Here is a 5,600-nt window from a genome sequence, read left to right as displayed (position 1 = left end):
TAACCGAAAGATTACGCATCTTTAATCCCAGCCTGCGTGTAGCGCGGGAACGTTAGGCACAATTTAAAAAGACATGACAGAAGATCAAAAACCATTAACAGACTCCGAATTTGAAGAGTCAATAGGAGTTCTTAAAAAAAGAAAAGAGCACTTACAAGAACGTGTCGAAAGCTTAAAATTTAAACCTGGTTGGTTTATTCTTGTCATAATAGCTGGCGGACTTGCAGGCTACTCATTTGCAGCAATAACAGATTTTCGTCATTATGAAAATCTAACTCAAATAATTGATAGAAGATTATCTTATGTTGTAATTGGAGCATTGTTTGGTACGTTTATGTATGGATATGTGTTTAGCTTTTTTAGAATTTCTGCACAAAATAGATTGAGAAGAATCGAATATAAATTAGTGCAACTAGGAGCAGAAGAATTGCAAGATAAAATTGAAGAGAATTTCTTTACAAAACTTGTAAAAATAAATTTTAAATATCTTGACCAGTACTATCTACAGACTCAAGAACAAGCTGATAAAAGTTTTAGACTTGCATCAAATGCATCGATAACTGGACTTGTAATTATTAGTATTGGAATAATTATGATGTTTTTCGATAAAACTGAACCTGCATATGTAACTACTGCTGCTGGAGTAATTTCAGAATTCATAGCAGCTGTTTTCTTTTACTTATACAATAGAACGGTTTTAAAAATGAGTCAGTATCATCAAAAACTTGTGATTACTCAAAATATTAGTCTAGCATTAAAAATATCGGAAGACATGGAAACCGAAAATAAGGCAAAGGTTCAAGAGATGATAATTGAGAGACTAACTACAGACATAAATAAATACTTATCGACACCGGAATAAACTGTGCCTAACAGCTAGTAAGCAATAGTCGGGAATTAGGCTAAATTTGAAGTTGGTTTTGTACTTGGAAAAATAGTGATAATCCGAAAATAATTGTTTTATTTAGCCCGACCATCGCCTACTAGCAAGACGATAGCTGTTATTGTAAAAAGACGTAACCGTTAAATAACAAAAGTCGTTTCTAAAAAGAAAAAACAGAAATGGAACAGACTAAAAAATTACAAGAAGATAAGATTTTTAAGTTAAAAAACAGATTTAAAGTACAAGAAGAAATGTTGACAGAAGAAAATGTAGATAAAGACTTTAAACAAGACATAAAAAACTTATCTAACGAGTACCGAAGTGTAACTTAAAATATCTATTACTTCATTTAAGTTTGATAAAGACTCCTCGGTTTGCCCTGAGTACACAAATTCTTTTACAGATAATTGTACTAATTTTTTATATAAAATCCCTTCCAAAGGTTGTTTTGGATTGTGTTCAAACTCTAAAGACATAACTTCTTTCGCTATATCAATATAGATACTTTGATATTTTGTTTTATCTGTTTCTGTTTTTAGTGTATTTAATAATCCAATTAAAGTATTTGGTTTTTCAGTTGTCATAGTAAAAAGTTTTTGCCGAAAATAGTAAAATAAACTAACTTTGACAAACAGAAACGTAAAAAACAACAACAGCTATCACACGCTACAAGCAAGTTGGGCATTTGTGTTGAATTTAAAGATTAGGATTATCCGCCGACATTCGGCAAAACAGAAAAAAATTAATTATTAACCCCCACCCTGCGTGTAGCGCGGGAACGTTGTAGGTAATTGTAAAAGAAGCCGAAGCGTTAAAAAATAACGTAAGATGGAAATGATTTACACAGTTCTTACAATTTTTATAATCGGTTTGTTTTTAGTAACTTCGCAAAAAGAAACAATAATTAAAAGCCTAAACAAAATGTATAATTGTTTTGATATTGCAGATTATTTTGTAAGAAAAGCAAAAGAGGAAGGTCAAGGAGTTGACCCTATGAAGCTCCTTAAACTTACTTATATAGCTCACGGATGGTATTTAGGATTTAAAGATAAACCTCTTTTTTTAAACCAAGTTCAAGCGTGGAAACACGGAACAGTTATACCCGAATTATATCACGTAATAAAAAGATATGGTAGTGGTTATGTTGACAAGAGTACTTTGGAACTTTATACTGAAAACAAGATAAAAAAAGAAGACGAGAGTTTTTTAAATGCTATATGGAATCAGTATAAGCAATTTTCAGGCGGACAACTATCCGATAAAACTCACGAAGAGGGTACCCCTTGGCAAACATCTTATAATGGTTTGCATAACGTAACAATCCCTACAGAAAGGATTAAAGAATATTACAAAAACTTAATAGCAGAAAAACGTGGACAATAAACAATCTATTGAAGACTTTTTTAAAAATGCTAATTGGTCTAATACAACTACTACTTCCTCAACATCTAATATAGAGCAAAATGAACTATTTGGAGGAGATTTGTCTAATATTGACGAATGGATAAGGCACGAAGAGTTCAGACTAAAGAAAAAAAAGAAGACTCTGAAAGAAAATTGAGAGAAGAAAATGCAAAAAAAGCATTTTGGTTTTCCTCCATTTGGGCAACATTTGTTGGAGTTTTTATTATGTTTCACGGTCTTGAACAAGTGAATTTCTTTAAAATTAAAGAAACAGAGTTTATGTTTGTTTGTGGCACATTAACGACATCAATTCTGATATTTTACTTGACAGTAATAAGAAATTTATTCCCAGTGCCAAAAAACAACGAAACGAAGTAAAACAACTACCTACAACACATGCTACAAGCAAGTTGGGCAAAGTGTTAAATTTAAAGAATAGGATTATCAGCCGAGAATCGGCAAAACAGAAAAAATTAATTTATTAACCCCAACCTGCGTGTAGCGCGGGAACGTTATGCCTCACCCTAAAAGACGATGTGACCTAAAAAAACGACATAAAACAAACAGAAATTTGTTGAAAATTTAAATCTATCTTCTAAACTCAATTGGGGAAAATTAACGATATTGCAAACCAAATGAGCAAAAAATATACAGACATAAAAAAGAAACTCAAATTAGAAATTACCAAGACGGAAAATAACGACTTGGCATATTTGACACACTTTTTTCAGAACCACAAAAATGGTGTTTCTCAATACTATAGACCTACTGCAACAACTTATTTAACTGACTTACACGACAAATTAAGCATTGTCGAAGAACCAGATTTTCAATATTATTTACCAATAAAATGGGATATCCCATTTCCACCACCTACAACGCCAAAATTCAAATTTATTGACTTGTTTGCTGGAATTGGTGGAATAAGATTGGCCTTTCAAAATCTTGGTGGAAAATGTGTATTCACAAGTGAATGGGATACATACTCTAAAAAAACCTATGATGCAAATTTTGGAGAGGTTCCATTTGGCGACATTACCAAAATAGACGAAAATGAAATTCCAGACCACGATATCTTATTAGGTGGTTTCCCTTGCCAACCGTTTTCTATTGCAGGAGTTTCCAAAAAGAACGCCTTGGGCAGAGCCCACGGCTTTCTCGATGAAACTCAAGGAACATTATTTTTTGACGTTGCAAGAATTATAAAACATAAAATGCCAAAAGCATTTATGTTGGAAAACGTAAAAAATCTTGTTTCTCACGACAAAGGAAAAACATTTACAATTATAAAGGAAACATTAAAAGAATTAGGTTATTCTATTCATTTTAAAGTTTTGGATGGACAACATTTTGTACCACAACATAGAGAAAGAATTATAATTGTAGGTTTTAATAATAATGTTTTTAACGGCGAAGAAACTTTTGAATTTCCAAAAATGGGAAATACAAAATTTGCTGTTAGAGATATTTTAGAGGATATAGTTGACCCAAAATATACTTTGTCTGATAAACTTTGGAATTACCTACAAGAATACGCAAAAAAACACAAAGCAAAAGGCAATGGCTTTGGCTTTGGATTAACCAATTTAGATGGTATTTCAAGAACAATGAGTGCCAGATATTATAAAGATGGAGCTGAAATATTAATTCCTCAAGACGGTTTGAATCCAAGACGTTTGACACCTAGAGAATGTGCAAGACTTCAAGGTTTTCCTGATAGTTTTGTTATTCCTGTTTCAGATAATCAAGCCTATAAACAATTTGGAAATTCAGTCGTAACACCTTTAATTCAAGCCGTTGGAAAGAATATTATAAAAGAAATTTTGAAAACCAATGAACCTACAAAATCTAAAGTCGCTGTTCATTGATAACGGTTGTACAAAAATTTACATCAAAAAACTTTCGCCAAACGACAATTCAAAAAATCAAGTTTACTTTGGTGGTAGCTTTGAAATTCTTAACATTTTACCAATTTCTGAAATCAAAAATGAAGAAGCTGGAGATTGGAATAAAGAACGTTTTAAAGCTTCAATAAATTTTTCTTGGATTGGAGAAGATGGAAATTTATTCCCTGCACCAAACGCACAACTTATACTCTACCCTAAATATCCTGAAGTTAGGTTTTCAGGCTTCTTGCAAAAATGTCAAAATCCGCCATCAGCATTAATGACACAAAGACTCGCTGACAGGATTTTGTTCTTTTCAGTAGCAAAAAACGGAACTATTTTGGGTTACGTTGCTGACCCAAATTCTGAAATCGCAAACGAATTTGCTAACCAACAAAATATAACAGACCACGGAGTTTTTAAAGTTATTGAATTGCCACAAGTGGCAAATAACAGAAACGACTTAATTAATGAATTGCTTCGCATTCATCAATTAGGTTGGATAAAATCAAAAAGACTTGACCGCCTTGGAAACCTTATGGCTTGTGAAGCACCAAACTGTGGCGGTTACACATTAGAAGCCGAATTAGGAATTACACCAAACGGATATTCTGAACCTGACTTTTTAGGTTGGGAAGTAAAGCAATTTGGCGTTGCCAATTTTGCAAGAGTGAACTCTGCAATTATAACTTTAATGACACCTGAACCAACTGACGGAATTTATAAAACCGATGGAGCAGAAGCGTTTTTAAGACAATATGGTTATGCCGACAGAACAGGAAGAGAAGACCGAATAAATTTTGGTGGAGTTCATAAAACAGGTATTAGACATCCGTTGACAAATTTAGAAATGCAATTAATTGGTTTTGATGCAGAAAGTGGTAAAATAAGAAACACAAACGGACGAATTTCATTGGTTGACATTCAAGGAAATGAAACAGCTTCTTGGAGTTTCGCATCTATGCTTTTACATTGGAATAGAAAACATAATCAAGCTTGTTATGTTCCTTCACTTTCTGAAACCACAAACGAAAGACAATACAGATACGGAAACAACATAATTTTAGGAACTGGGACAGATTTTCAATTATTCCTTGGTCAAATGGCAAGTGGGAATATTTATTATGACCCAGGAATTAAAATGGAAAATGCTTCGACAAAACCAAAGATTAAGAAACGCAGTCAGTTCCGAATTAAATCTCAAAACTTACCGAACTTATATAAAATCAACGAAGTTTTAGACATTACAAAATAGCGAATAAAACTGTATAGAAAAAAGGGCGAAGGCATAACACACGCTACAAGCAAGCTGGGCAATTGGCTTAATTTGAAGATAGTTTGTGTTTGATACATTTGTTTTTAACCGAAAGAATACGCATCTTTAATCCCAGCCTGCGTGTAGCGCGGGAACGTTATGCACAATATTC

7 protein-coding genes are annotated in these 5,600 nt (G+C 32.9%); 6 read left to right on the top strand and 1 reads right to left on the bottom strand.

The window, feature by feature from the left end; translation table 11 throughout:
* Positions 1-73: 73 nt before the first annotated feature.
* Complete coding sequence (locus FLB_RS05400) at positions 74-862, top strand: TRADD-N-associated membrane domain-containing protein (RefSeq protein WP_064714948.1); 789 nt, start codon at positions 74-76, stop codon at positions 860-862.
* 200 nt (positions 863-1,062) lie between these two features.
* Positions 1,063-1,215: a hypothetical protein gene (locus FLB_RS14240; RefSeq protein WP_157490549.1), complete on the top strand. Its 153-nt coding sequence runs from the start codon at positions 1,063-1,065 to the stop codon at positions 1,213-1,215.
* On the opposite strand, the gene FLB_RS05395 is transcribed toward FLB_RS14240, so the two are convergent.
* Positions 1,186-1,467, bottom strand: a complete 282-nt coding sequence (locus tag FLB_RS05395) for a hypothetical protein (protein ID WP_064714947.1) — start codon at positions 1,465-1,467, stop codon at positions 1,186-1,188. The two genes, FLB_RS14240 and FLB_RS05395, sit on opposite strands and share 30 nt — an antisense overlap.
* Before the next feature lie 244 nt (positions 1,468-1,711).
* Between FLB_RS05395 and FLB_RS05390 the strand changes: the two genes are divergently transcribed.
* From FLB_RS05390 to FLB_RS05375, 4 genes are all read left to right on the top strand, one after another.
* Positions 1,712-2,266 (top strand): Panacea domain-containing protein, encoded by a 555-nt coding sequence (locus FLB_RS05390; RefSeq protein WP_082923221.1) that lies wholly within the window; start codon positions 1,712-1,714, stop codon positions 2,264-2,266.
* 117 nt (positions 2,267-2,383) lie between these two features.
* Positions 2,384-2,665, top strand: coding sequence for a hypothetical protein (locus FLB_RS05385; protein WP_064714946.1), 282 nt, complete (start codon positions 2,384-2,386; stop codon positions 2,663-2,665).
* A gap of 257 nt (positions 2,666-2,922) precedes the next feature.
* Entirely contained in the window at positions 2,923-4,155 is a 1,233-nt protein-coding gene (gene dcm, locus FLB_RS05380) for a DNA (cytosine-5-)-methyltransferase (protein ID WP_064714949.1), read from the top strand.
* Positions 4,121-5,428 (top strand): MvaI/BcnI family restriction endonuclease, encoded by a 1,308-nt coding sequence (locus FLB_RS05375; RefSeq protein ID WP_064714945.1) that lies wholly within the window; start codon positions 4,121-4,123, stop codon positions 5,426-5,428. The genes dcm and FLB_RS05375 overlap by 35 nt, the downstream gene beginning before the upstream one ends.
* Positions 5,429-5,600 lie beyond the last annotated feature (172 nt).

The organism is Flavobacterium succinicans (genome assembly GCF_001662485.1).
GTDB classification, from domain to species: Bacteria; Bacteroidota; Bacteroidia; order Flavobacteriales; family Flavobacteriaceae; genus Flavobacterium; species Flavobacterium succinicans_A.
The sequence above is the reverse complement of the archived record's forward strand: the minus strand, read 5'-3'. Positions and strand labels throughout refer to the sequence as shown.

Bases quoted from the DNA above. Each gene is read 5' to 3' on its own strand.
- FLB_RS05385 (WP_064714946.1), top strand. From the start codon at position 2,384: ATGGATAAGGCACGAAGAGTTCAGACTAAAGAAAAAAAAGAAGACTCT.
- FLB_RS05400 (WP_064714948.1), top strand. From the start codon at position 74: ATGACAGAAGATCAAAAACCATTAACAGACTCCGAATTTGAAGAGTCA.
- FLB_RS05390 (WP_082923221.1), top strand. From the start codon at position 1,712: ATGGAAATGATTTACACAGTTCTTACAATTTTTATAATCGGTTTGTTT.
- FLB_RS05375 (WP_064714945.1), top strand. From the start codon at position 4,121: ATGAACCTACAAAATCTAAAGTCGCTGTTCATTGATAACGGTTGTACA.
- FLB_RS14240 (WP_157490549.1), top strand. From the start codon at position 1,063: ATGGAACAGACTAAAAAATTACAAGAAGATAAGATTTTTAAGTTAAAA.
- dcm (WP_064714949.1), top strand. From the start codon at position 2,923: ATGAGCAAAAAATATACAGACATAAAAAAGAAACTCAAATTAGAAATT.
- FLB_RS05395 (WP_064714947.1), bottom strand. From the start codon at position 1,467: ATGACAACTGAAAAACCAAATACTTTAATTGGATTATTAAATACACTA.